Raw genomic sequence first — 24,276 nt, 5'->3', positions numbered from 1 at the left:
GCCTCGTTTACTTCGTGCTCATGATTGACGATATGTATTAGGCATTCCAATTGTCTGGCTGTAGAGCCGTCGTTTACGCAAGAGTATCACTGTGCCGGTTTCGCCAAGGGGTCCATCCCCCTTCCATCCCCGCCGGCGCGACATGCTGGCCTATATCGGCGCTTCCGTCGCCGGGCTCGCATACGCGCCGACTGTCCGCGCCCAAACCCCTCAGGCCACGATTTCCGCAAGGATGGGAGAGAATCAGCGGTTCGATCCGGCGGTAGTGATCGACATTGCGCGCCAGCTCTCGAAGAAGCCGTTCGCCCCATCGCCAAATGATCTGCCGGACGTTTTCGCGAATTTGAACCAAGAGCAGTATGCGGCTATCCGCTATACTCAGCCGCCGATCTGGAGCACGGAAGCCCGCGGGATTTCCATTGAGCCGCTCCACCGCGGGTTCGTGTTCAGGGATGCGGTCGACCTTTACCTGGTCGAGGACGGGGCTATCCGCCGGATGGCCTACAATACCTCTCAATACGAGTTCGGCCGCATCAACCTGCCGAACAATATCCAGGATATTGGCTATTCCGGCTTCAAACTCACTGCGCAGGCCGGGAGCGGTAGGCCTTTCGACTTCGCCGTGGTTCAGGGCGGCACCTTCTTCCGTGCCATTGCCCGTGGTCAGAACTACGGCGCCATCGCGCGGGCGCTGACATTGCGGCCTGCGGAAGCCCGCGGAGAGGAGTTCCCGGTCTTCCGGGCATTCTGGCTGGAGCGCCCGGCCGTGGGCAGCAGCAGCATCACCGTCCATGGCGTGCTCGATTCTGAATCGACCACAGGTGCGGTCCGCATGACGTTCCGTCCCGGTGATATGACGATCATCGACGTCGAGACAACTCTCTTCCCTCGCGTCAATCTCGAGCATGTGGGTCTTGGCGGCCTCGCCTCCACCTATCTCTACGGCTCGAACGATCTGCTCAACTCAGACGATATCCGGCCAGCCGTCTATGAATCCTCCGGCCTTCAAATTCTGAACGGCTCTGGAGAATGGCTCTGGCGGCCTCTTCACAATCCCGAAACCCTCCAGATCTCTGCCTTCGTCGACAGCTCCCCGCGAGGGTTCGGCCTGCTCCAGCGGGAGCGCTCCTTCGAGGCTTTCCAAGACGACGACCAGCGCTTCGAGCGTCGGCCGAGTGTCTGGATAGAGCCCTTGGGGGACTGGGGCCAAGGGAGTGTCCAGCTTCTGGAAATTCCTACGGACGCCGAGATCAACGACAACATTCTCGCTTATTGGCGCCCTAAGGCGCCCATGGCCGCAGGCTCCGAAGTTGCCCTTGCCTATCGTCAGTATTGGGGATGGAACTCGCCGGAGCGGCCGCCGCTCGCAACGGTGACCGCCACTCGCTCGGGCCGCGGCAGTGGGGGGCGTCGGCGACGGTTTACAGTTGATTTTTCGAGCGATGCGTTGGGTGACAATTTGCCGACGGACCTTAGATCCGTCTTAACCGTTGGCCCTGGAACGTTCCAGAACCTCAAACTTTTGCCATATCCGGAGCGAAAGACAGTACGTGTCGCATTCGAGCTTGACCCGGGCAACGAAAACGCGTGTGAGATGCGCCTGATCCTTGAATCAGGCGGGAAACCGATTAGCGAGACATGGCTTTATCGTTGGACACCCTAAGTCACGACTCGAAAGAGAATGTAGCCGCCCTCGAGCGGATTACATCCGCTATGCCTCCCGAAAAGCATCTCGACATGCCGACCCAGTCGCTTCGGCGCTGGTCGGCCTCCGAAGAGCGCAAGCCGGTCCTCCAGCATCCCAAGCTGGGAACATGGCTCGCACGCCTGTTCGTCTTCGGCGGCGGGTTGCTGCTGACAGCCTATGGCACCTATGAGATGTACCAGGTGGTGTCGGTGAGCCGCACCACTGCCCTCCAGTGGGTGCTCGTCGGCCTGTTCACGATCAACTTCTCCTGGATCTCGGTTGCGTTCACCTCTGCGCTTTTGGGCTTCTTCGCCCTGTTCCGACGCCCAGGACATGGTGGGCCGCTGACCGCGCCGCTGCAGCACAAGACCGCCATCGTCATGCCGGTCTACAACGAGCAGACGGACCGCACCTTCGCCGCCCTGGAAGCGATCCATGAATCGGTTCAGGCAACCGGATCAGGAGATCACTTCGACTATTTCATCCTGTCCGACACCACCAATCCGGATGCCTGGGTCGCGGAGGAACGGGCGTTCCTGGCCCTGAGGGAGCGTCTGGGACCCGGAGCGCGGTTCTATTACCGCCATCGGCAGAAAAACCATCATCGCAAGGCGGGCAATATCGCCGATTTCGTCTCACGCTGGGGGGGGCACTACGAGCACATGCTCGTGCTCGACGCCGACAGTCTCATGAGCGGCGACTGCATCGTGCGCCTGGCAGCCGCCATGGAAGCCGATCCGGATGCCGGCATCATCCAGTCCCTGCCGCTCATCATCAACCGCAACACCCTCTTTGCGCGCCTCCAGCAATATGCCGCCCGGGTCACCGGGCCGGTCATCGCCATGGGCCTTGCGGTCTGGATGGGACGCGACGGAAACTACTGGGGCCACAATGCGATCATCCGCACCAGCGCCTTCGCTGCTCATGGCGGTTTGCCGGACCTGAAAGGCAAGCCGCCCTTCGGAGGCCACATCCTCAGCCATGACTTCGTCGAGGCGGCCCTGCTCCGCCGCGCCGGATGGTCGGTCTACATGCTGGCGGACCTGCAGGGGTCCTATGAGGAAAGCCCGCCCTCCCTCATCGACCTCTCGGCCCGCGACCGGCGGTGGTGCCAGGGCAACCTCCAGCACACGCGGGTGATTACGGCGAAGGGCCTGAAGCTGCCGACGCGCCAGCACTTCGCCACCGGCATCATGTCCTATCTGGCCTCGCCGTTCTGGCTGTTCCAGCTTATCGTCGGTATCGCCCTTGTCTTGCAGACGACCTATATCCGGCCGGAATATTTCGCGCGCGACTTCCGCCTCTATCCGATCTGGCCCCGCTTCGATCCCGAGCGAGCCTTGGCGCTGTTCGCGCTGACCATGGGCATCCTGCTCGCGCCGAAGCTCTTCGGGCTCCTGCTGATGCTCATCCGCGGCGAGGACCGGCGCGCCTCGGGCGGCGGAATCCGCCTGATCATTTCCTCGACGATCGAGATCATCCTCTCGGCCCTCCTTGCCCCGATCCTGATGCTCATCCAGTCCGGCTCGGTCTTCCAGATCATGCTTGGACGCGACACGGGCTGGCAGCCCCAGCGCCGGGATGACGGTTCCATTCCGTTCAAGGACATCGTCCGCCGCCACCGCGCTCATACGGTTCTCGGAGCCCTTGCGGGGTTGTCCGCTTTCATGATCGCCACATCCCTGTTCCTGTGGATGTCGCCGACGATCATCGGCCTGCTTTTGGCCATCCCTCTGTCCTGGCTCAGCGGGCAGCTGGGAGCCGGGCTTGCCCTCAAGCGGCTCGGTCTTCTCATGACGCCCGAGGAGCACCGGCCGCCGGCCATCGCTACCCGTGCCAACGAGCTTCAGGCCCGCAACGGTACCCTCGGCTTCGATGATGCGGACAGCCTCAAGGCGATCTACGAGGACGCCACTTTGAGAGAGCGCCACATCGAGATGCTTCCGCCAGCCCTGCCCCGCAAACGCGGCCTGATCGAGACGGAGCGTGCCCTCGCGGAGGCAAAGCTCGTGGATGCCGAGACGATCGAGGATGCGGTGAACTGGCTCCAAAACAAGGAACGCATGGTTGTTCTCCACGACCGCGCGCTCATCGACATGCTGGTTCACCTGAAGCCGAAACCGGCCGAAGCGCAGGCGGCCGAGTAGTTCGCATAGTTTTTCCAAGCAGCGTCAGGCCTGAGCTTACACTTGGGCCAACGCTGACGTCTTTTCGGTATCGTCCGCCACTTCGCTCAGCATCCAATCCCGGAAAGCCTCGATCTTCGCAGAGCGCCTCCTGGCCTTGGGATAAACAAGCCAGTAGCCCCGCTCGGACGTGGCGAGCAGGTCGAAGGGCTGAACGAGGCGACCGGCCGAAAGGTCACCTGGGAAGAAATAGGGGTTGATAAGGGCGAAGCCCTGCCCCGCCATGGCGGCCATTCCCTCGAACTGCTGTGTCCCGAGATTGTTGTCGGGGCGTTGCGACGGATCGAAGTCCTGCACCCCTGCCGCAGCGAACCAGTCCTGCCACCACGGATCGCTGGGCGAGATGATCGGGAATTTCAGGATATCGGATGGCTCTTTAAGCGTGACGCCCCGGATGAGCTCGGGGCTGCAAACCGGCGTAAACAGGTTTGGAAACAGAAGATGCGCCTCCAGGCCGGGCCAGCTGCCATTTCCGCTCCTGATGCCCAGGTCGAAGTCGCTCTGGCCGAAATCCACCACCTGCCCTGAGACATGGATCTGAACTGCAATGTTCGGATGAAGGTGCTGGAAGCGGCCCAGTCGTGGAACCAGCCAGTTGGCGGCAAAGGTCGTCAGGGTCGAGATCGACAGAACGGACTGAACGGTCTCCTCAACGCCTGCGAACGCAGTGCGCAACGCTTCGAAAGCCTCCGTTACGGCCGGGGCGAGCTGGCGCCCTTTCGCGGTGAGCGTGACCTGGCGCGGGAGGCGCATGAACAGGGGGGCACCAAGGCGATCCTCCAGAATCTTGATCTGGTAGCTCACGGCAGCCTGCGTCATGCCCAATTCCTCGGCAGCGCGCGTGAAGCTCTGGTGGCGCGCCGCAGCCTCGAAGACTCTGACGGCACTCATGGGCGGAAGTTTCGACGGCAGCTTTGACATGGGCAATCCATAAGGCTGCCTTATGGCAGCCCATTGGCTTTCGCTTTGTCAAGCTCCTGCAACGGGCGCACCTTATGGATGCTTGATCAAGGGCGTCTGGCGCCCTCTGACGAAACAAATCGGTAGGCTGTCATGAGATATGAAGAAACTCGCCGCTTGCGCGGTATCGAGGGCGCTTGGCTGCGCCTGAAATTCTGGCTCCGCCCAGCATTTCGCCGAGAGGAATCGATCATCTCGGATCTGAGCCACCTATCCGATTACGAAAGGCGCGACATCGGCCTTCCCGACCCGATCCGGTACATGGACTGGCGCAGCTTGAAGGACCAGAAATGACGCTGTCGATCAGGATGTCAGCCGGCTCGGCTTGAGCTCCCCGCTCTGCTCAAGGAGAGAGTGGCCAGTGGATGCGATGTGCGCCTCGATCCGCTTGAGATCGCGGACGATGTCGAGCTGGAGCGTGCTGGTGTCGCCGACTGTCCGGCCGGACCGGAGCTGATCGAGATGCTTCTGGGCGACGGCCCGTTCGAGATCGCGGAACCGCTCCTTCTCCGAGACCAGCCTTCGGGCCGAGCCGAGGTCCTGGAACATCAGGACCGATGCCGCAAGCTGCAGGTGCTCCAGCAGCTTTCCATGCATGCTCGTGATGTCCTCCAGGCTGTCCTTCGGCAGGCGCAGATGGTTCTTGATGCGTTTGGCGGCCAGCTCCATGAGATTCTTGTCGATGATATCGCCGACGTGCTCCAGGTTGATGGCGAAGGCCAGGATGTCCGACAGGCGCTTTGCCTCTGACGCGTTCAAGGCCTCATGATTGATGGAGCTCAGGTAGCGACGGATCGCACTGAAGAGCCGATCCAGCACGTCGTCCGTGCGGCTGACCTGAGCGACGCGGCTGATGTCGTCTTCCCGGAAGAGATCCTGAGAGCTGCGCAGCATCGATTCCACCGTATCGACCATGCGCAGAACCTCGCGGGCCGCGTTGGACAGAGCGACGGAGGGGGTGTCCAGGGCATCCTTGTCCAGATATTGCGGCACGCCCGGATCGGAAGCCTGGAGCTTTTCCGGAAAGAACCGGATGAGCAGCTTCGCGACCCACGGCAATGGCAGGATGAAGATGGCAGCCACCGCCACATTGAAGATCGTGTGGAAGTTCGCCGCCAGACGCGCGGGATTCGGATCGATCAGGGTCAAGCCCGCCATGATCGGGGCAATGAACGGAAGGGCCAACGCGCAGCCGATCACCCGTGTCGCCAAATTGCCGACCGGTACGCGAATCTTCGCCGGATCGCCGCCCACTGCCTCCAGGAACGGATTGAGCGCGCTGCCGAGATTGGCGCCGAGCACCATGACCAGGGCCGCGGGCGTGCCGATCACGCCGGCCGCGGCCAAGGACATAATCAGAAGGATTGCGGCCACACTGGAATGTGCAACCCAGGCAAAGAACGCTGACAGCAGCAGGAGGATCAGCGGGTCCGAAGCGATGGACGCGAGGAGTTCCTTCAGGACCACCGACTTCTCGATCAGATGGATCGTCTCGCTCAGGAGGTGGAGCGACAGAAGCATCAACCCAAGGCCAATCGCAACCCGTCCCAGATCCTTGGTGCGGCTCGACTTTCCGCGCCGGAAGGCGACGAAACCTCCGAAGATCAGCACCGGAAAGATCAGAGAAACATCGAAGGAAAGCACCTGCACGATCAGCGTCGTGCCCACGTTCGCGCCGAGCATAACGGCGAGTGCTGGCACGAGGTCGACTGCACCGCCCGCGGTGAAGGATGCCACCATGAGGGCTGTGGCGGTGCTGCTCTGAAGCACGGTCGTAACGCCGAGGCCTGCAAGAAAGGCCTGAAGCCGCGTTCTCAGCGCCATTCCCAGGATCCAGCGCAGATCGCTGCCGAACGCGCGTTGAACCCCACTGTTGACCATGGTGATGCCCCAGAGAAGCAGGGCGATCTCACCGAACAGATGAATCAAGACGGAGGTCGCAGACATTCAGCCCTCAAAGAACGGGAAAGCACGGCACGATCGTCTTGCTTATCCACCTATGGACACGAGCGCAATAAGGTTGCCGGCTAATAATGACTATCTGCTTAAAATTCCGAGCAAAAGGCAAGAAATGATCCGTTGAAAACATGATAAGAGGCAACGAGTGCCGATGCGCTGTGGCCATCGATTTTTACTGAATAAGCTCAGTCGTTTGGATATCCATATCCTCCCGGAGGCAGCAAAATGGGAGCATGGAGCAATTAGGCTACTCCCAACGCATGCGGTCACCCCCGAAATGCCGTCTGCTAATTTCCACATTTAGCCGGTACGCATGGAGTTGTTGACACGGCCAAGTCTGAGGGTCCCAGTCTTGATGGACAGTATCACACTAGTTGGCATGCGAGGGCGCGAGATGGGTTTGGACGATCCATTTCCGATCGAAAAGTGCTCCGGACGCGTCCGGGGAGCCATCTTGGCAGAATTTCAAGGCCGGTGTCCTACCATTCGTGAAGTTGCCAGCATCCCCGATGCGCAGTGGCTTACGGTTCCGAACATCGGACCCACGACCCTGGAGGAGTTGCGAAGCATGACGCAGCCTCTTCCGAATGGGAAAGAGAGAAGTCCCGGCACGAACATGGCCGATGGGGAGCTTCTGTCCCGGCTGAACCGCCTGCAGCGGGAACTCAATCTGATTGTTGGGGAAGTCCGGGCGAGATTGAGTGCAGGATCTTCGAGGAGAAATCCGCAGAGATAAAGCTCAATCCGGCATGATCATTGCACTGGATCAGCAGTGACCTAGCCCTCTTCTTTAGTCCATGCTTCAGGGAAGAAACGTTCAACTTAATTGTAGCTTTGGAGTCTTTCAGACCGAAACAACGATCACCTCCGTAGTTGTCCAATATCATGACCTCGATACTTATGCGCGAGGCGAATTGTTACTATAAAACAAATACGTTAATCATTAGAAATACTCCCCCCGCAAGACCTTTGATTGCCTTAAGTTTACATTGACTTTACGGCATGAAGAGAGTTGATAAGCCCGTAATATAAAGTGGGCAGCTTTGAATTTGCTTCAGGCGTCAGCTCACCTTGCCTGGGGGCAAATGTATGTCTGATGTCGTGCGCTCGATCGATTTCATCATCGATCAGAATGGAATCATCAATAAGAGCGGTTCCGTCTACGAGATCGGCAGCCCAGCGGTTAAGTTTCACATCGAGCAATTGGCTGATGGCACGCTGCGGGTCACCGCATCCGTTTTCGACAACGACGGCAACACAATCAAGGACACGGCCGATCTGCGCGGCGTCTTCTTCCACATTGCTGGTATCGACAACAATACAGCCAACGATGCCTGGGTGAAGAAGCTGACGGTGACCGGAGTAGGCTCCAGCGCAGCCTACATCAACGGGATCGCCCTCGACGGCGACGGCGTTGATAACGTTCCTGAGGGCAGCAACAGCGACAACATGAACGGTCGCCCACTCACCCCATACGATGTGGGTATCGGTGTGGGCACGTCAGGGATTGGAACTGACGACATCAAGTCGGTCACCTTCGTCCTCGACCATGCCACCGACAACCTGACCCTGGAGCACCTCGCACAACAGGGATTCGGTGCGCGCCTGACCAGCGTCGGCGCGGAAGGGGGACGTCGGAGCGACAGCCTCAAGCTCTGGGGGGTGGCTCCCAGCGCTCCCGTATCTTTGCCTCCGGCGAAGGTCTCTTTGAGCGACCGGGTATGGGAGGATGTAGACGGCAACGGAATACAGGACGCGGGTGAGGCAGGTCTTGGCGGCGTGACCGTCAACCTGCTCGACGTCAACGGTGCCAACGTTGCGACGAGAGTAACCGACAGCACCGGCGCCTATAACTTCAGCGATCTTGTTGCCGGCCAGTACAGCGTCGCGTTCGCTGCCCCTGCGGGCTATGTGCTGACCCAGCGTGATCAGGGCGGCAACGATGCCGCCGACAGCGATGCCGATCCCGCCACGGGCCGCACGGGCGTGTACACCCTCACCCCCGGCATGAACGAAAATTCCGTCGATGGAGGCTTCTACAAGCCGGCGGCCATCGGAGATCTGGTGTGGGAAGACCTCAATGCGAACGGTCTCCAGGACGCCGGCGAGGCAGGCCTCAGCGGCATCGCGATCAAGCTCCTGAATGCCGGCGGGTCCGTCGTAGCCACCACCACGACGGGGGCCGACGGCGCATACAGCTTCAACAAGGTCGTGCCAGGAACGTATTCGGTCGAGTTCGCTGCCCCTGAAGGCTATACATTCTCCCCTAACGATCAGGGCGCCAGCGATGCCCTGGACAGCGATGCTGGCTCGTCAGGACGGACCGGCGTCTTCACCGTGACCTCAGGCACATCCAACCTCAGCCTGGATGCGGGCGTTCATAAGGTCGTATCCACCCCACCCGAGCCAGCCAATCCGGGCCCCACAGAGCCGCCCGTCGTGACACCTGACGGGGATTATGACGACCTGATCGAAGCCGGCGACGGCGACGACATCATTCATGGCGGCCGTGGCAACGACGAGATGCAGGGTGAAGGCGGCAACGACACCATTCTGGGCGGCACGGATGATGGCCGTCTCGAATGGAATGGCGACACGCTCAAAAAGGTCACCATCGGCGACAACCTCTATGGCAATGACGGCGCCGACACGTACTTCTATGAAAAGGGCGATGGTGTCGATCTGATCTGGGACTTCAGGCCCGACGAAGACACGATCGTACTCGGCTTCAGCTCGATGGAAATCATCGGTGCCACCTACGTTCGCGGGGTCACGAACCGCATCGAAACCCCAAGTCACGACAAGATCGCGCTGATCCTCGGCAAAGGCGCGACGATCCACGATGCCATCGTCATCAACGATTTCGGCGGACTGAAGGATAGCGAGCGGAAAGCTTTCGTCTTCGCCAACGGCAAGACAATGTCGATGAAGGACATCATTGCTCTGACCGAGAGCAAGCCGGTATCAACCGAGCTGCCGGAGACCTGGTCAGGTGTATCGGTCAGCGGCAGCCGCGCCTCCAGCCGTATGAGCAACTCGCTCGACCTGTTCGGGAGCAACGATGCCGAGGCTCTGATCGGGCGCGCGGGCAATGATCGCCTGTACGGCAACGAGGGCTTTAACAAACTCAACGGCAATGACGGCTTCGACGAGCTTTATGGCGGCAATGTCGAGGACATCCTGATCGGCGGGAACGGTAACGATCTCGGCTTCGGTAATGGCGGTGCGGACACCATCATCGGCGGCGTCGGCTCCGACAAGCTCTACGGCGCCGGCGGAGCCGACATCATCTATGGCGACACGGACGGGGTGGATGATGGCAAGAACATCTCCCGTTCCGGCTTTGACTTCAGGTTCAATTTGCGTCTCGAAGAGAAGTACCGCGCTCTCTTCGACCCGGCCGATCCCGTCGACGGCACCAGCGTATCCGCCGGTCCGCTCGTGATCACCCCCGGCAAGAACTGGTGGGGCGGCTTCGAGGTCACTGTGACGGTCAAGGCCGATGCGAGCCTTGCCGGATGGAACCTGTTCCTCAACAGCGCATACGAGATCACATCGGTCTGGGGCGCCGAGCTCTCCAAGGTCCAGAGCGGCAGCACCAGCGCCTTGTATGAGCTGAAGAACGCGCCCTGGAACGGCAGCCTCGCCAAAGGCCAGACAACGACCATCGGTCTTACGGTCCGCACGCCCTTCAACCTCGTTGTTGACGACAAGAGCCTGCTTCTCAAAGGCTTGAAGATCGGCCCCGAAGCCACCCTGGATTCGGAGGTGGAAGGTGCCGTCGGCTTGATCAACACGAAGCTGAGCAGCATGAAGGAAGTGACTACTTCCGAAAGCTATACGCTCACCGGCGATGCCCAGAAGCTGGTCGCGGTCAGCGGCAGCAAGGCGATCGATCTTTCCGGCAACAAGCTCGGCAACATCATTGTCGGCAATGACGGCTCGAACGAGATTGCCGGCCGCGCGGGCAAGGACGTGCTGACCGGGAACAACGGCAAGGACGCCTTCCTCTTCGATACAGCCTTATCCAAGGCTAACCTGGACACCATCACCGACTTCAGCGTCAAGGACGACAGGTTCTACCTCGACAACGCCATCTTCAAGAAGCTGGGTTCAGGCAAGCCCACGAACCCGAAGCAGTTGAACAAGAACTTCTTCAGTCTCGATAAGGCCAAGGACAGGAACGACTACCTGATCTACAACAAGAAGACAGGTACGCTCTCCTATGATGCCGATGGTTCCGGCAAGAGTCAGGCGATAGAGTTCGCCAAGATCAAGGCTGGCTCGAGCTCAAGTTCAGCCATTTCTACGTCATCTGACGACCGGCAAATATCATATCTGACGAAGGAAACGAGGCGCGCAGGCAATGCGCGCCTTTTGCCGTCTGATGGTCATTCACAGGTGAACTGTCAGACAGCGAAGGGCAGGACCGCGCGGGTTCCAGCGTAGTGCTGGTCGAACTCGATGGAAGACTGCAGGTTAGACGCCATAGCCTTCACGATCTTCGTTCCCAGGCCGCTCCCCTGCACCTTTCCATTGCCCTTCCATCCAATTCCATCATCCTCGACCACCAGGATCGCCTTTTCGCCGATAGAAGAAAGGGCAACGCGGATATCGCCGGATGCACCCTCGGGATAGGCATATTTGAAAGCGTTCGTGACGAGTTCCGTCACGATGACGCCGACTGAGACGGCTTTGTCTGTCGGGATTGAGATGGGCTCTGCGGTGAGTGTGATCGTATGCTCACGGCCGGCGGCCCGCATGGCGCCTTCGAGCTCCTCGACCAGTCCCTGCAGATAAGTGTCCATTTCCACGAAACGAACGTCATTCGAGGTATAGAGACGGCGATGGATCTGCGAGATCGCCGTAATCCGGCTCTGGGTTTCGGTCAGCGTGTCCCTCGCCACCGTATCGCGGCCAAGCGAGCGCTGCTGCATGGCCACGAGGGATGCGACAAGCTGCAAGCTGTTGGCGACCCGGTGATTGACTTCGCGGAGGAGCATCTCCGCCCGCTCCCGGGCCTCACGCATCTCCCTCTCGGCCGCTTCCTTTTCGTGCCGGAGCCGGGCGGCCGCCAGCGCCTGCTCGGCAGCGGTGCGAAGGAGATCGAGGAAGACCCCACCCACGTCCTTGATCACGTAATCGGCCGCACCTGCCTTGAGAGCAGCCACCGCGATCCGACCCTCGTCTGCGCCGGTGACGTAGACCACGGGCGGCGGATTGGAGAGGTTCTGGATCTCGCCCAGAACCTCAAGCCCTTCCTTGCCGGGCATGAAATGATCGAGGGCAATCACATCGTAGCGTTCGGCCGCGAGCTGGCTCAAACCCTCGTCGCCGCTCACCGCATGCCTGACCTGAAAGCCGTGGCGCGACAGGGTGCGTTCGACGAGGCGCCCCAGACCATGGTCGTCGTCGATGTACAGAAGCCTGATCGGCGAGGTCTCTGCAGCCCCTTCCCTCATAGCGCCTCGGGAACCTGGATAACGGAAAGGAACAGCCCCAATTGGCGGATGGCCTGGGAGAACGACTCATACTCCACCGGCTTGGTGATGTAGACGTTGGCACCCAGATCGTAGCAGCGCTGGATCTCGCGCTGGTCGTCTGTGGTCGTGAGCACAACCACGGGTGCGCGCTTCAACTTCTCGTCGCCTTTCAGCTTGATGAGAATGTCCACCCCGTTCATATCCGGTAAGTTGAGGTCGAGCAGCACGAGGAAAGGTCCCGCATTGCGCACCTCCCCGCTGAACAGGTGCTCCAGGGCCGCCGTTCCGCTCGCGAAGGTGCGGATCTCGTTGCAGACGCCTGCGCGACGAATGTTCTTCTCGATCAGGCGGGCATGCCCCTCATCGTCTTCGACCATGATGATGGTGACAGGTTGCTGGTGGGGCATTAGGCGGCTTCCGAGCTCATGCTGACGTATTTTGGCAGAATGACGGTGAAGGTCGAGCCCTCTCCCACGCGCGACGCCACCGTAATCGTACCGCCGAGCCTTCGCACAAGCGCCCGCACATGCGCAAGTCCAATGCCCTCGCCCTGCTGATCCTGAACTCCCGACCGCCGGAACAGGTCGAAGATCCGTTCGAAGTCCTTAGGGTCGATTCCGCGGCCGTTATCCTCGATTTCGTACCGGACAAGGGCTCCGAGATCCTGTCCGCGCACCGTAATGCGGCCGGGACGGCCTGGATTCAGATATTTAACCGCGTTGTCGATTAAATTTCCGAACACCTGCTCGATGGCGAGACGATCGCTCGTGAGATCGGGAACGGGCTCCACGACCAGTTCCGCCCCGCGCTCCTGGAGCTGATGTGCGACGCTATGGCGCTGAGTCTCGAGCAACTGGCGCATGCTGAGCGGTTCCGCCATCAGCACGCGCCGCCCCTCGCGGGAGAGTTTCAGGATGGCGCCGATCAGCTTGTCCATCTTCACCGTCGAGGATCGGATGAAGCCGATGGCTTCAGGCAGATCGGTTTCGATGGCAGCACGAGAATCCGGAGTGACGAGTTGGGGATCGGCCTGGAGAACCTTGCGGTAGAACCGCTCCACCTCTGCCTGAGCCCCTTCCAGTTCGCTTGTGAACCCCATGACGTTGACGAGGGGGGCTCTCAGGTCGTGGCTTACGATATAAGCAAAGCGCTGGATCTCCTCGTTCGCCTCGTCGAGTTCGGCCACTCGTTCGGCCAGGATCGATGCCAGCCGACGGGTCTCCTCCTCGGATCGAATCGCCTGCTCGCGGCTCTCCCTCAATTCATCCTGGGCCTGCTTCAGGTCGTGAATATCGGTGCAGCTGCCATACCACCTGATGATCCGGCCTTTCCCGTCACGAAGGGGCTGGGCCCGTCCGAGCACCCAGCGGTACTCGCCGGAGCGATGCCGAAGTCGATATTCGATATGGTAGGGCTCCCCCGTCTCAAGGCAGTGACGCCAGACGCTCCAGGCCCTGTCCCTGTCATCGGGATGGAACATGCCGTTCCATTCCTCGCCGTCGGTGGTGCCCTCCGGAACCCTCGTGTACTCGTACCAGCGCTGATTGTAGTAGTCGTGAAAGCCGTCCGGTTGCGTCGCCCAGATCATCTGATCGATGGAGTTCGCAATCACCCGGAAGCGCTCCTCACTCTCCTGCAGGGCCTTCTCGGCTAGGCGGGGCTCGGTGATGTCCACGTTGACGCCGATCATCCCGAGGAACTCGCCCCCCGAGCCGAAGCGCGGCTGGGCATCGGTGCGGACAATGCGGTACTCCCCGTCAGCGCGCCGGAAGCGGGCTTCCGTTGTGAAGGCCGTATGGGTCTGCATGGCCCGCATCAAAGGACCGAACAAGGCCTCGTGGTCCTCGGGATGAACAGTCGGGCCCCAGTCGAAACCCTGAATGTCAGCCTCGCTAACGCCCCAGAATTCCCGCTGCGGGCGGTTGAGGTAGACACATTTGCCGGTCTGGTCGCCCATCCACAGCATGACGGGGGCGCTCTCAGCCACCAAGCGGAAACGCTGCTCGCTTTCGCGCAATGCCTCCTCGTTCCGTTTCTGCTCGGTGACATCGTGACCCTGGACGAAAATGCCGGACACGCTGCCATCGGGACCGAAGATGGGCTGATAGACAAAGTCCAGGAAGCGCTCTTCTGGGGCACCGCCCGGGGTTTGCTCCAGAACGATACGGATACTCCGCCCCACGAAGGGCTGTCCGCTCGTGTAAACGCGGTCGAGCAACGCGAGAAAGCCTTGCTCCACCACTTCCGGCAGGGCCTCCCGAACAGCTTTTCCGACGATATTCTCGCGACCGACCAGCCGCAGGTAGGCGGCGTTGGCCATGGTGAAGACATGCTCCGGACCGCTGAGCGCCGCCATGAAGCCGGGGGCCTGCTCGAACAGGCCGCGAAGGTGCTGCCGCTCCTCGGTCAGGACTTGATTGGCTTCCTGCACGGCCTGTGCACGGCGGAACATGTCCGTTTCGATGAGGGTGGACGGGCCCGAGGACAGGGCCGAGCTTTTTGCGAGAACCCTCAGTCGCTGCAGCTCGGTCACGTCGACGGTGTGCTGGAGGATGAAGGTCATAACGCCTTCGTGATTGAAGAGGGGCGTGTGGGACGCGCTCCAAAAGCGCTCCTCGAAACCTTGGCCGTTGGGCAGGGGGATGGCGTACTCGATCAACGGAAGATGGTCGGCCACCTTCTCGTGAATGACCTTTTCGAAGGAATTCCGCAGCTGGCGATGGCTCGGGGAGTCGGGATCGCTGGGGAAAGCATCGAACATGTTGCGCCCAATGAGGTCCTCCCGCTGACGCATGGTGACCTCGAGATACGCGTCATTCATCCCAACGATGTTGAGCGAGAGATCCACCAGGACATAAGGATTGGGAGATGCGCTGAACAGCGCTTCGAAATTGATCGTCTTCACTGGTTCTTGCTCGGCAACCGCCAGCCCCCTAAACCCGCTCCCGGACAGAGCTTGTCCGTATTTAGGCAGCTTCCGGCCAAGCGCCATGGCATGCGCCAATTACACCGCTACTGTGACCGATCAGACACTCCCCTATGGGGGCAGTTGTACCCTTGTTGCTGCGGACGGCTCGTGGATGCGGAGCAACAAAACCTTGGCTACAGGCGTTCCGCTGCATGGCCGGGATCCCATGGCCGATGCAGGGAGACGACAGGTCGATGGTGCATGAAGCCGGCACGCCAGCGCCGTCTGCCGAACAGCGCAGGTTCGAGGCGCTGCAATCTCGCCTGACACAGATGTTTGAGAGCTTTCTGGTCCCGGGCGAGCCACGAACGGTTCTGATCGTTCCCAGCCTCAGCATGGACCGTGAGGTTCTCGCCAACATATCGGGAGCCCATCACTACGAGGAGCGGATGCTCTGCTATCTGATGCTCCTTCGTCTGCCCCGTACGCAGATCATCTATGTGACGAGCTACCCGATCCCGGAGTCGATCATCGACTATTACCTGCACCTGCTGCCAGGAATCCCGGCACAGCATGCCAGGAAGCGCCTGACCGTTCTCTCCTGCCACGACGGCTCTCAGACGGCTCTCACGGAGAAGATTCTCGAGCGGCCACGTCTGCAGCAACGGATCAGGGAGGCGATCCTGGATCCGGCCAAAGCATACATGATCTGCTTCAACGTCACGGAGCTGGAGCGTGATCTCGCCCTTCGTCTGAACCTGCCGATCTATGGCTGCAACCCGGATCTCCTGTCCTTGGGCTCCAAAAGCGGCTCCCGGAAGATTTTTCGGGAGGCCGGGATTGCGATGCCAGAGGGCTTTGAGGACCTTTTTACGCCGGACGCGATCACCGATGCACTGGTGGAGCTCAAGAACCGTCGGCCAGCCATCAGGCGCGCGGTCGTGAAGCTCAACGAAGGCTTCTCAGGCGAGGGTAATGCCGTCTTCGCCTACGAGGACACTCCTGAGGGAGACGAGCTTCGAAGCTGGGTCCAAAACCGTCTTCCCCATCTTGCCTTCGAGGCGAAGGACATGACCTGGGAGCTGTTCAGGGACAAACTTTCAGTCATGGGCGGCATCGTGGAGGAATTCATCGAGGGCGAAGTCAAGCGCTCACCCTCAGCACAATTCCGCATCGACCCGCTCGGGCAGTTGGAGCCTGTCTCGACACACGATCAGGTTCTTGGAGGTGAGAGCGGGCAGGTTTTTCTCGGCTGCACCTTCCCTGCCGATGAACACTACCGTCTGGATATTCAGGAGGACGGCCTCAAGGCGGCACGAGCCCTGGCGGAGAAGGGCGTCTGCGGGCGCTTTGCCATCGATTTCCTGTCTGTCCTGGAAGGCAGCGAATGGCGTCATTACGCCATCGAGATCAATCTCAGGCGAGGAGGCACGACGCATCCGTTCATGATGCTCGAGTTCCTTACGGACGGTTGCTATGACCCGGACACAGGCAACTTCCTCACCCCGGCCGGGCAGCCCCGCTGCTACTACGCCTCCGACAACCTCGAGTCGTCGCTCTATCGCGGACTGACTCCAGCCGACCTGATCGACATCGCGGCTCTCAACAGACTGCACTTCGATGGAGCCTGCCAGAAAGGTGTCGTCTTTCACCTGATCGGCGCCCTGTCCGAGTTCGGCAAGCTCGGGGTTCTCTGCATCGCCCCTTCCCATGCAGAGGCAGAGGTCCTCTACCAGCGCGCGACTGAGGTGCTGGATCGGGAGAGCGAAGCGGACTGATGCGCGGAACTAGCTCTCGTACTTGATCTCCACACGGGCTGCTGCCTGGCGCGCACGCTCACGAGCCTTTTCAACCGTGTTCCCGGAAGCCAGGGCGACACCCATGCGGCGGTGCTTGCGCGTCGTGGGTTTACCGAACAGCCGGACCTCCACCTCCGCATCCTTTACCCCCAGCTCCAGCGCCTCCCGCAGGCCTGTGATCGAGAATGCTTCAGCCTCACGGTCTGCCAGAATCACAGCCGACGCCGTAGGACCGTGCAGCCTGACCGGCGGGATCGGCAGGCCGAGGACGGCGCGGGCATGCAGGTCGAATTCGGAGAGGTTCTGGGACAGGAGCGTGACGAGGCCCGTATCGTGCGGACGGGGGGAGAGCTCGGAGAAGATCACCTCGTCGCGGGTGACGAAGAACTCCACCCCGAAGATGCCATAGCCGCCGAGATCGTCGACCACCTTCCGGGCCATCTCCTTGGCGTCATCGAGAAGCTTTTCGGTCATCGGCGTCGGCTGCCAGGATTCCTGGTAGTCGCCCCGCTCCTGCCGGTGCCCGATGGGCTCGCAGAAGGACACGCCCTCCCGGGAGCGGATGGTCAGAAGGGTGATTTCGTAGTCGAAGGCGATGAACTCCTCGACGATCACCTTCTTGCGGTCGCCACGCATATTGGCCACGGCATCGTTCCAGGCCTGTTCCAGCTGATCGGCGGTCCGCACGGTGCTCTGCCCCTTGCCCGAGGAGGACATGACCGGCTTGATGACGCACGGCAGCCCCGTGTGCTCGGCCCCGGCTCTCACCTGTTCCAGGCTTTCCGCATATCGGTACTTGGATGTGCGCAGGCCGAGTTCGGTGGCGGCGAGTTCGCGGATCCGGTCCCGGTTCATGGTCAGCGAGGCAGCGCGAGCGGAGGGGACGACAGTAAAGCCCTTGTCCTCGAAATCCTGCAGCACCTCCGTCCGGATCGCCTCGATCTCGGGGACGATGAAGTCGGGCCGATGCTTCTCGATCGCCTGCCTCAAGGCATCCGGGTCGAGCATGGAAAAGACCTCAGCTTCATCGGATACCTGCATGGCAGGTGCATTCGCATAGCTGTCGCAGGCGACGACGTGGCATCCGTACCGCTTGGCCGAAATCACGAACTCCTTGCCGAGTTCGCCGGATCCGAGGAGGAGAATTTTGGCAGTGAACACGGGAATGCCTTTCGTCTATCCGGGCTGCGATAGCCTTCAATGCCTCAGGCGAACGATATGGTCGAGTCCGGACCCGCCCGGGAGAGGCACGGAAGATCGACCGGACTCTCATGACCTGCAGCCGGCATTGCCTGATCGCAGGCAGGCCTTATTTTCCGGCTATTCTTGGGCCAGCTATGGATCCGGTTTCCTCCAGCCGCGTTCACGAGCATCGAAGGGATTCAGCCTCGCTTGCGCTGAGTGCAGCCCTGCCGTCTCAACCATGCATTACGCAAACCTGAGCTTCGTGATTTAAGGGGTCTGCGCAGGAGAAGCCCGATGCTAGCCAAGAAGAGACCCTCCGAAGCCCAGAACCGGCGCGTTACCCGTGTCGACCTCCCGGCCCTTGACGAGGCCATTGCCGCCGCCCAGGGCCTGACGGATGACATCGAGAGCCAGGTCGAAATCGCGGCTCAGCTCATGGGAATGTCCGAGGACGAGGTCAGGCCTGAGGTTTTGAAAACACCGGTGCAGGCCCGCAGGCCCATGCGTCTGACCGAGCGTGCCTTCATGCCTGAGCGGAGCGAGGGGCCGAAAATGGTCGTTGTCGAGCGTAAGCGCCCTCGCCTCGTCATGCCACGCTAAGCCTGTTACTCTGTTATCCCGCCCAATGCCGCCGGCCGATCGGCCGGTGCCACGGCCTTTTACTCCGCCTCCCCTGCGGGATTGCCCGAACATGGTCAAAGGTATCGTTTTCGCCTTCCTCGCCTTCGCAATCTTCGCGTGGGGCGACGCCATCGTGAAGGCGATAGGCTATGGCCTCGACCCTTTCGAGGTGACCTTTTTCGGCTATCTCATTCCGCTGATCCTGTCCCCCGTCTTCATGAAGCCCGGAGACAGCGTGATCGATATCGTGCGCTGGAACAGGCCCTGGCTCATGGGGGTGAGAGTTTTCCTGCTCGCGGTCACGACTCCGCTGAGTGTCATAGCATTCCGGAGCCTGCCCTTTGCAGAGGCCTTTGCGCTCCTGTTTTTGATGCCAAGCCTGGTGACAGTCCTTTCCATCTTCATTCTGAAGGAGCATGTCCGCTGGCGGCGTGGGCTCGCCGTCTGTGCCGCCTTCATCGGCGTTCTTGTGATCGTGCGTCCCGGGTTCAAGGAGCTTCTGCCCGGCCACCTTGCAGCACTCGCCGCCGCATTTTGCGCGGCTGGAGGCGTTATCGCGGGCCGCATGATCGGTCAAACTGAAAAGCGCTTCACCCTGATCAGCACGGTATTCCTTGGGACGACCGTCATTGCCGGCCTGCTAATGATCCCTGGTTTTGTATGGCCGACGGCACAACAATGGATCCTCCTGCTCGCCTTTGCCGCCACGGCCTTCGTTGCACAGGCCCTGTTCATCGTCGCGACCATGTACGCCCCGGCCGACCGCCTGGGTGCTACCCAGTACAGCCAGATTCTCTGGGCCCTGGCGATCGGAGCTCTGTTCTTCGACGAATGGCCCGACGCCCTCGCCCTTCTCGGCATCGCCATCGTGGTTGCCGCGGGCCTGTTCATCTTCGCCCGGGAGCAGACGCTGAAGCGCGGCCGGCCGCAGGCCGTGCCCTCGGCCGAAACCGTCCACCCTGCTCCGTCAGCAGCCTCTACGTCACGCTGAAAAGGCCTTGGGCCTCAGCTGCGACTTCTGTGTCGCCCTGCGTTCACTCATCCATCCGACGCCCTATCTTCAAATCGAAAGCCCCTGTTGCCGGAGGAAGGGCCAGGGCCAAAATTGGCAGGGTGGATCAGTGGCAGGCGCGTATATCAACCGGATCGGGACGGCCGTGCCGGAGCACGACGTCCATCAGACCTTCATCGGCTTCATGGATAACCTGCTACCTGAACGGAAGGACAAGCTTCTGTTCAAACGCATGGTGCAGCGCTCCGGAATCGAGCATCGCTACTCGACCCTCACGCCCAGCCAGAATCTCGAGACGGCTGCCGACCGGGAGGGCTTTTTCAAGCCGGGGCAGTTTGTCGGGACCAGCACCCGCATGGATCGCTTCGAGACCCATGCGGTCGATCTCGCGCAGAAGGCCGTCGAGGCTCTCGACCTTGGCGAGGAGAACTCCTCCCTCACCCATATGGTCGTGGCGTCCTGCACCGGGTTCACCGCTCCGGGACTCGACCAGCAGCTGATGGATCGGCTTGGCCTCAACCCCTCCATCGAGCGCACCCTGGTCGGATTCATGGGCTGCGCGGCGGCCGTCAACGCCCTGAAGGTGGCTCACCACATCGTCCGCTCCGAACCTGCTGCCAAGGTTCTCGTGGTCAATCTGGAACTCTGCACGCTCCATCTGCAGGAGACCTCCGACCTCGAGGTCATTCTCGGCGCCCTGCTTTTCGGAGACGGATGCGCCGCGAGTCTCGTCTCGTCCGAGCCAAGAGGCATCGCTCTCAAGGATTTTCGTGTCGCCACCATCCCCGACACACGCGATCTCATTACTTGGCGCATCGGTGATACCGGCTTTCAGATGAGCCTCTCCGGCGAGGTGCCGCAGCAGATCGCGAAAGCTCTCCGCCATGAGGCGACCCGAAATGACGATGGTGGCATCCTGCGTGGGCAGCATAAGGACGAGTTCGACCTCTGGGCCGTGCACGCGGGAGGCCGCACGATCCTCGACGCGGTCGAGCAGGGGCTCGAGCTTGAGCCGGATGCGCTACGCTGGTCCCGCGGCGTGCTCCGGGATTTCGGCAACATGTCCTCGGCCACGCTGATGTTCGTGCTCGGCCGGATGATGCAGCACGCAGCGCCGGCTTCGGAGGGCTTCGGCATGGCGTTTGGCCCCGGATTGGTCGCGGAAACCTTCAGGTTCAGCATCGCGGGATAGTCAACCATGGCCCGGAGCTTTGCCGAGCGCAGCCACGAGACGGAGCTGATGGACACCGAATCCGTCAGTCTCGAGGACTACCGCGCCTGCCTGAAAGACCTCGCCACGGTCAACGCAGTGACCCTCACCCATGGCCCGATCCTGAAGTGGCTCGACCACGCCACGCGGAGCCTGAAGCCGAACGAACGCGTCACGGTTCTCGATGTGGGCTACGGCTATGGTGATCTCCTGAGAAGGATCCACGCCTGGAGCCGTCGCAAGGGTCGCGCCGTCGATCTGGTTGGGGTGGATCTCAATCCCATGAGCGAGCCGATTGCCAGGGCCGCGACGCCCGCGGACGTATCCATCGACTACAGGACGGGGAATGTCTTCGACTTCAAGCCGGAGCGGCCCATCGACTTCGTGTTGAGTTCCCAGACGACGCATCACATGACGGATGAAGAGCTTGCAACCTTCATCCGCTGGATGGAGCATGTGGCCGCGCGTGGCTGGTTCATCGCCGACCTCCACCGTCATCCTGTTCCCTTCTACTTCTTCCAGGTCCTGTCACGGGCGGCTCGATGGCACCGGTTCGTGCAGCATGATGGCCCGGTCTCCATCGCTCGCAGTTTCAAACGGGAGGATTGGGAGCGCATCCTCCGTTCCGCAGGGATCGAGCCGGCAATGGCTCGGATCCAGTGGCATGTCGCATTCCGCCTCTGCGTAAGCCGGTTGAAATGACCGATTATCGCGCCGAGAAGGTCGTGATCGTCGGCGGTGGGCTTGCCGGAGCTTCGGCAGCCTGCGTCCTGGCAAAAGCCGGATATTCCGCCCTTCTGCTCGAACGCGATCCCGAACCGCGGCACAAGGTCTGCGGCGAGTTCCTGAGCATAGAGGCCCAGGTCTACCTCACTCATCTCGGCATCGACCTTGACGGTCTCGGCGCCAGCCGGATGTCCCGCCTTCGCCTGCTCCATCGCGGAATGCGGGCCGAAGTGGAACTTCCATTCATGGCTCGCGGGCTCTCCCGCAAGGTTCTGGATGAGGCGCTGCTGCAGCGGGCCGCGTCTCTGGGGAGTCGGGTGTCTCGCGGCGTGACCGTGCGTTCCATATCCGCCGATGCATCCATGCACCGGCTTGATGCTGGCCCTCTGGAGACAATCCGTGCTGAGACCCTCTTCCTGGCCAGCGGCAAGCATGATGTCAGAGGGGCCAAAAGGCAGGCTTCAGGATCGATCACCGACCTGATCGGCTTCAAGATGCATTACTACCTGTCGGAAGCGGCACGCGCTGCCCTTGAGGGCATTATCGAGATCATCCTGTTCAAAGAGGGCTATGCCGGGTTGCAACTGATCGAAGGGGGCATCGCCAACCTCTGTTTGGTGGTGACGCAGCGGCGTTTCGAGGAAGTCGGCAAGAGCTGGGACGGCCTGATCGATCAGATTGCCCGTGAATGTCCGGACTTGGTGGACCGGTTGCAGGGCGCGGCCACACCACTCGGGAAGCCTCTCTCTGTCTTCCAGATTCCCTACGGCTTTCTTCATCAGCCAAATTCAGCTGAGTCTCAGGGGCTCTTCCGCCTTGGTGACCAGATGGGTGTGATTCCGTCGTTCACGGGCGAAGGAATGTCGATGGCCCTGCACAGCGGCTGTCTTGCCGCGTCAGCCTTCCTTCGCCATGGCCGAAGCCATTCAGCTTTCCACCGCCAGATGCGCTCGGACATCCGTAGGCAGATCCGGTTCGCTTTCATGCTCAACAAAGCTGCGCGCCAGGCAATCGGCCAGGAGTTGATTTTTCATCTCTGCCGAACCTGGCCCGCCATCATGCAGCAGGTTGCGTCCATGACCCGTGTGCAGGAGACCTCCATGCAACGAGCGCTGGCTGCCCTATGATCGTCCCTCGGGAGCTTCAGACACCGGACGCTGTCGCGGAGCATTACGACGAACTGGATCCGTTCTACCGCGAGATCTGGGGCGAGCATGTTCATCACGGTCTCTGGACAACCGGTCGTGAAACGCCGGATCAGGCGGTGGAAGCCCTCGTCGCCCACCTTGCCCGTGCGCTGGGCCTTCAGCCGGGGCAGCACGTTTGCGATGTGGGCTGCGGCTATGGGGCGACGGCGGAGTGGCTATCGAGCCGCTACGAGGTTCACGTGACTGGCATCACGCTCTCCGCCGTGCAGTTTCGGCAGGCGCAGATGCGAAGCGCCGCATCGCCCCTCCTGCATTTCGCTCAGCAGGATTGGCTGGAGAACACGTTTGCGGATGGTGCCTTTGACCACGTCATCGCCATCGAGAGTTCCGAGCATATGACGGACAAGCAGCGTTTCTTCGACGAAGCCTATCGTACCCTCCGCCCCGGCGGACGGCTCGCCGTGTATGCTTGGCTCGCCCGCGCTGGTGCTCGTCCCTGGGAGGAGCGTCATCTGCTGGAGCCCATCTGCCGCGAGGGACGTCTCCCGGGCATGGGGAGCGAAGCGGAGTATCGCGCATGGGCGACCGGGGCGGGCTTCGTGCTCGATGGCTTTGAGGATCTCGGCACACGGGTACGCCGGACCTGGGCGCTCTGCACAAGCCGAGTCGCCAAGAAACTCCTGACTCATCCGCAGTACAGACGCTATCTGCTGGATGCCTGCGCGAGGAATCGCATTTTTGCCCTGAGCGTTCCGCGCATCTGGATTGCCTATCTGACGGGATCGATGGGTTATGGTCTTCTGACGGCTCACAAGCCCGCGCAATCCCCCGGTCGCTAGGGCTACGCTGAACGCCCCAGCAATTCGGCAGCTTCAGTTGCCCCCATGGCACTGGCGAGCGCCTCGGCAGTGAGACCACCCGCATCGCAGGCCTGAATATCCGCGCCACATGCAAGCAGGGTCTCGACAATTTCGACCCGATTGAACATGGCGGCCACCATGAGCGGGGTCTTGCCGCCATCGCTGCGGCCGTTCACATCGGCACCCCCATCCAGAAGGCTCTGAACGGTCGCCATATCGCCCTTGAATGCCGCTCCGGCCAGAGGCGTCTGCCCGCGGTCATTGGCGAGTTCCGGATCGGCACCGTGTTTGAGGAGAAGGCGCACCGCATCCGCATGCCCATGGTAGCTCGCCAGCATCAGGAGCGAATCGCCCTTCTCGTTGCGCAGGTTGGGCGGAAGCCCCATACCGAGCAGGTCGCCCAGTTCCTGCACCTGCCCTGCCCTCGCGTGCTGGAATACGCGCTGAGCAAAGGCGATCGTCTCCTCGTCCATTTCAGGTGTTTGCTTCGGCGTCTCATCGGACATTGCAGTCTCCGGATCATGCTCGGCGC

General features: G+C 61.1%; 18 protein-coding genes. 11 read left to right on the top strand and 7 right to left on the bottom strand.

The genetic code is table 11. The annotated features are described in order from the left end of the window. Window positions 1–91: 91 nt before the first annotated feature. Entirely contained in the window at window positions 92–1,663 is a 1,572-nt protein-coding gene (locus ILT44_RS17695) for an OpgD/OpgG family glucan biosynthesis protein (protein ID WP_204240935.1), read from the top strand. Then, the gene (mdoH, locus tag ILT44_RS17690) at window positions 1,639–3,834 is read left to right on the top strand and encodes a glucans biosynthesis glucosyltransferase MdoH (protein ID WP_204240934.1); all 2,196 of its coding nucleotides are present in this window, start codon (window positions 1,639–1,641) and stop codon (window positions 3,832–3,834) included. The genes ILT44_RS17695 and mdoH overlap by 25 nt, the downstream gene beginning before the upstream one ends. 36 nt (window positions 3,835–3,870) lie before the next feature. Here mdoH and gcvA read toward each other — a convergent pair whose 3' ends face one another. Further along, window positions 3,871–4,794, bottom strand: a complete 924-nt coding sequence (gene gcvA, locus ILT44_RS17685) for a transcriptional regulator GcvA (protein WP_255549753.1) — start codon at window positions 4,792–4,794, stop codon at window positions 3,871–3,873. A gap of 132 nt (window positions 4,795–4,926) precedes the next feature. Here gcvA and ILT44_RS17680 point away from each other — a divergent pair, with 132 nt between their 5' ends. Beyond that, window positions 4,927–5,127 carry a hypothetical protein gene (locus ILT44_RS17680; protein WP_204240932.1) on the top strand — a complete coding sequence of 67 codons (201 nt, stop codon included), beginning with the start codon at window positions 4,927–4,929 and terminating at the stop codon, window positions 5,125–5,127. 9 nt (window positions 5,128–5,136) lie between these two features. Here the strand turns inward: ILT44_RS17680 and ILT44_RS17675 are convergent, their stop codons facing one another. Continuing rightward, window positions 5,137–6,780, bottom strand: a complete 1,644-nt coding sequence (locus ILT44_RS17675; RefSeq protein WP_204240931.1) for a Na/Pi cotransporter family protein — start codon at window positions 6,778–6,780, stop codon at window positions 5,137–5,139. A 1,101-nt stretch (window positions 6,781–7,881) separates the two neighbouring features. Between ILT44_RS17675 and ILT44_RS17670 the strand changes: the two genes are divergently transcribed. Continuing rightward, complete coding sequence (locus ILT44_RS17670; protein WP_204240930.1) at window positions 7,882–11,241, top strand: SdrD B-like domain-containing protein; 3,360 nt, start codon at window positions 7,882–7,884, stop codon at window positions 11,239–11,241. Here the strand turns inward: ILT44_RS17670 and ILT44_RS17665 are convergent. From ILT44_RS17665 to ILT44_RS17655, 3 genes are read right to left on the bottom strand one after another with little or no spacing between them, the layout of a single operon-like run. Continuing rightward, entirely contained in the window at window positions 11,202–12,254 is a 1,053-nt protein-coding gene (locus ILT44_RS17665) for a histidine kinase dimerization/phosphoacceptor domain -containing protein (protein ID WP_204240929.1), read from the bottom strand. The two genes, ILT44_RS17670 and ILT44_RS17665, sit on opposite strands and share 40 nt — an antisense overlap. Then, on the bottom strand, window positions 12,251–12,682 hold the full coding sequence (locus tag ILT44_RS17660) for a response regulator (protein ID WP_204240928.1): 432 nt from the start codon (window positions 12,680–12,682) through the stop codon (window positions 12,251–12,253). The genes ILT44_RS17665 and ILT44_RS17660 overlap by 4 nt, the downstream gene beginning before the upstream one ends. After that, window positions 12,682–15,180 carry a PAS domain-containing sensor histidine kinase gene (locus tag ILT44_RS17655; protein ID WP_204240927.1) on the bottom strand — a complete coding sequence of 833 codons (2,499 nt, stop codon included), beginning with the start codon at window positions 15,178–15,180 and terminating at the stop codon, window positions 12,682–12,684. The genes ILT44_RS17660 and ILT44_RS17655 overlap by 1 nt, the downstream gene beginning before the upstream one ends. A 257-nt stretch (window positions 15,181–15,437) precedes the next feature. On the opposite strand from ILT44_RS17655, the gene ILT44_RS17650 reads away from it, so the two are divergent. Beyond that, window positions 15,438–16,961: a peptide ligase PGM1-related protein gene (locus ILT44_RS17650; protein ID WP_204240926.1), complete on the top strand. Its 1,524-nt coding sequence runs from the start codon at window positions 15,438–15,440 to the stop codon at window positions 16,959–16,961. A gap of 9 nt (window positions 16,962–16,970) precedes the next feature. Here the strand turns inward: ILT44_RS17650 and purT are convergent, their stop codons facing one another. After that, complete coding sequence (gene purT, locus ILT44_RS17645; RefSeq protein ID WP_204240925.1) at window positions 16,971–18,143, bottom strand: formate-dependent phosphoribosylglycinamide formyltransferase; 1,173 nt, start codon at window positions 18,141–18,143, stop codon at window positions 16,971–16,973. Window positions 18,144–18,461: 318 nt separating this feature from the next. On the opposite strand from purT, the gene ILT44_RS17640 reads away from it, so the two are divergent. The 6 genes from ILT44_RS17640 (at window position 18,462) to ILT44_RS17615 (ending at window position 23,723) form a co-directional block, all read left to right on the top strand. Beyond that, on the top strand, window positions 18,462–18,767 hold the full coding sequence (locus ILT44_RS17640) for a hypothetical protein (RefSeq protein ID WP_204240924.1): 306 nt from the start codon (window positions 18,462–18,464) through the stop codon (window positions 18,765–18,767). A gap of 91 nt (window positions 18,768–18,858) precedes the next feature. Continuing rightward, window positions 18,859–19,779, top strand: a complete 921-nt coding sequence (locus ILT44_RS17635) for a DMT family transporter (protein ID WP_204240923.1) — start codon at window positions 18,859–18,861, stop codon at window positions 19,777–19,779. Between the two features lie 130 nt (window positions 19,780–19,909). Continuing rightward, window positions 19,910–20,992 (top strand): type III polyketide synthase, encoded by a 1,083-nt coding sequence (locus tag ILT44_RS17630; protein WP_204240922.1) that lies wholly within the window; start codon window positions 19,910–19,912, stop codon window positions 20,990–20,992. 6 nt (window positions 20,993–20,998) lie between these two features. Further along, entirely contained in the window at window positions 20,999–21,712 is a 714-nt protein-coding gene (locus tag ILT44_RS17625) for a methyltransferase domain-containing protein (RefSeq protein WP_204240921.1), read from the top strand. After that, entirely contained in the window at window positions 21,709–22,863 is a 1,155-nt protein-coding gene (locus ILT44_RS17620; RefSeq protein WP_204240920.1) for an NAD(P)/FAD-dependent oxidoreductase, read from the top strand. Before ILT44_RS17625 ends, ILT44_RS17620 begins: the two co-directional genes overlap by 4 nt. Next, window positions 22,860–23,723 carry an SAM-dependent methyltransferase gene (locus ILT44_RS17615; RefSeq protein WP_204240919.1) on the top strand — a complete coding sequence of 288 codons (864 nt, stop codon included), beginning with the start codon at window positions 22,860–22,862 and terminating at the stop codon, window positions 23,721–23,723. The genes ILT44_RS17620 and ILT44_RS17615 overlap by 4 nt, the downstream gene beginning before the upstream one ends. A 2-nt stretch (window positions 23,724–23,725) precedes the next feature. On the opposite strand, the gene ILT44_RS17610 is transcribed toward ILT44_RS17615, so the two are convergent. Then, the gene (locus ILT44_RS17610; RefSeq protein WP_204240918.1) at window positions 23,726–24,250 is read right to left on the bottom strand and encodes an ankyrin repeat domain-containing protein; all 525 of its coding nucleotides are present in this window, start codon (window positions 24,248–24,250) and stop codon (window positions 23,726–23,728) included. Between the last annotated feature and the right edge of the window lie 26 nt (window positions 24,251–24,276).

The sequence above is a fragment of the Microvirga arvi genome, assembly GCF_016892765.1.
Taxonomy (GTDB): domain Bacteria; phylum Pseudomonadota; class Alphaproteobacteria; order Rhizobiales; family Beijerinckiaceae; genus Microvirga; species Microvirga arvi.
Note: the sequence above shows the minus strand (reverse complement) of the source record. Positions and strands in the feature narration are given on the sequence as shown.

Excerpts from the sequence above, each read along its gene's own strand:
- mdoH (WP_204240934.1), top strand. The coding sequence starts at position 1,639 with ATGGCTTTATCGTTGGACACCCTAAGTCACGACTCGAAAGAGAATGTA.
- gcvA (WP_255549753.1), bottom strand. The coding sequence starts at position 4,794 with ATGTCAAAGCTGCCGTCGAAACTTCCGCCCATGAGTGCCGTCAGAGTC.
- ILT44_RS17680 (WP_204240932.1), top strand. The coding sequence starts at position 4,927 with ATGAGATATGAAGAAACTCGCCGCTTGCGCGGTATCGAGGGCGCTTGG.
- ILT44_RS17675 (WP_204240931.1), bottom strand. The coding sequence starts at position 6,780 with ATGTCTGCGACCTCCGTCTTGATTCATCTGTTCGGTGAGATCGCCCTG.
- ILT44_RS17670 (WP_204240930.1), top strand. The coding sequence starts at position 7,882 with ATGTCTGATGTCGTGCGCTCGATCGATTTCATCATCGATCAGAATGGA.
- ILT44_RS17665 (WP_204240929.1), bottom strand. The coding sequence starts at position 12,254 with ATGAGGGAAGGGGCTGCAGAGACCTCGCCGATCAGGCTTCTGTACATC.
- ILT44_RS17660 (WP_204240928.1), bottom strand. The coding sequence starts at position 12,682 with ATGCCCCACCAGCAACCTGTCACCATCATCATGGTCGAAGACGATGAG.
- ILT44_RS17650 (WP_204240926.1), top strand. The coding sequence starts at position 15,438 with ATGGTGCATGAAGCCGGCACGCCAGCGCCGTCTGCCGAACAGCGCAGG.
- ILT44_RS17640 (WP_204240924.1), top strand. The coding sequence starts at position 18,462 with ATGCTAGCCAAGAAGAGACCCTCCGAAGCCCAGAACCGGCGCGTTACC.
- ILT44_RS17635 (WP_204240923.1), top strand. The coding sequence starts at position 18,859 with ATGGTCAAAGGTATCGTTTTCGCCTTCCTCGCCTTCGCAATCTTCGCG.
- ILT44_RS17625 (WP_204240921.1), top strand. The coding sequence starts at position 20,999 with ATGGCCCGGAGCTTTGCCGAGCGCAGCCACGAGACGGAGCTGATGGAC.
- ILT44_RS17620 (WP_204240920.1), top strand. The coding sequence starts at position 21,709 with ATGACCGATTATCGCGCCGAGAAGGTCGTGATCGTCGGCGGTGGGCTT.
- ILT44_RS17615 (WP_204240919.1), top strand. The coding sequence starts at position 22,860 with ATGATCGTCCCTCGGGAGCTTCAGACACCGGACGCTGTCGCGGAGCAT.
- ILT44_RS17610 (WP_204240918.1), bottom strand. The coding sequence starts at position 24,250 with ATGTCCGATGAGACGCCGAAGCAAACACCTGAAATGGACGAGGAGACG.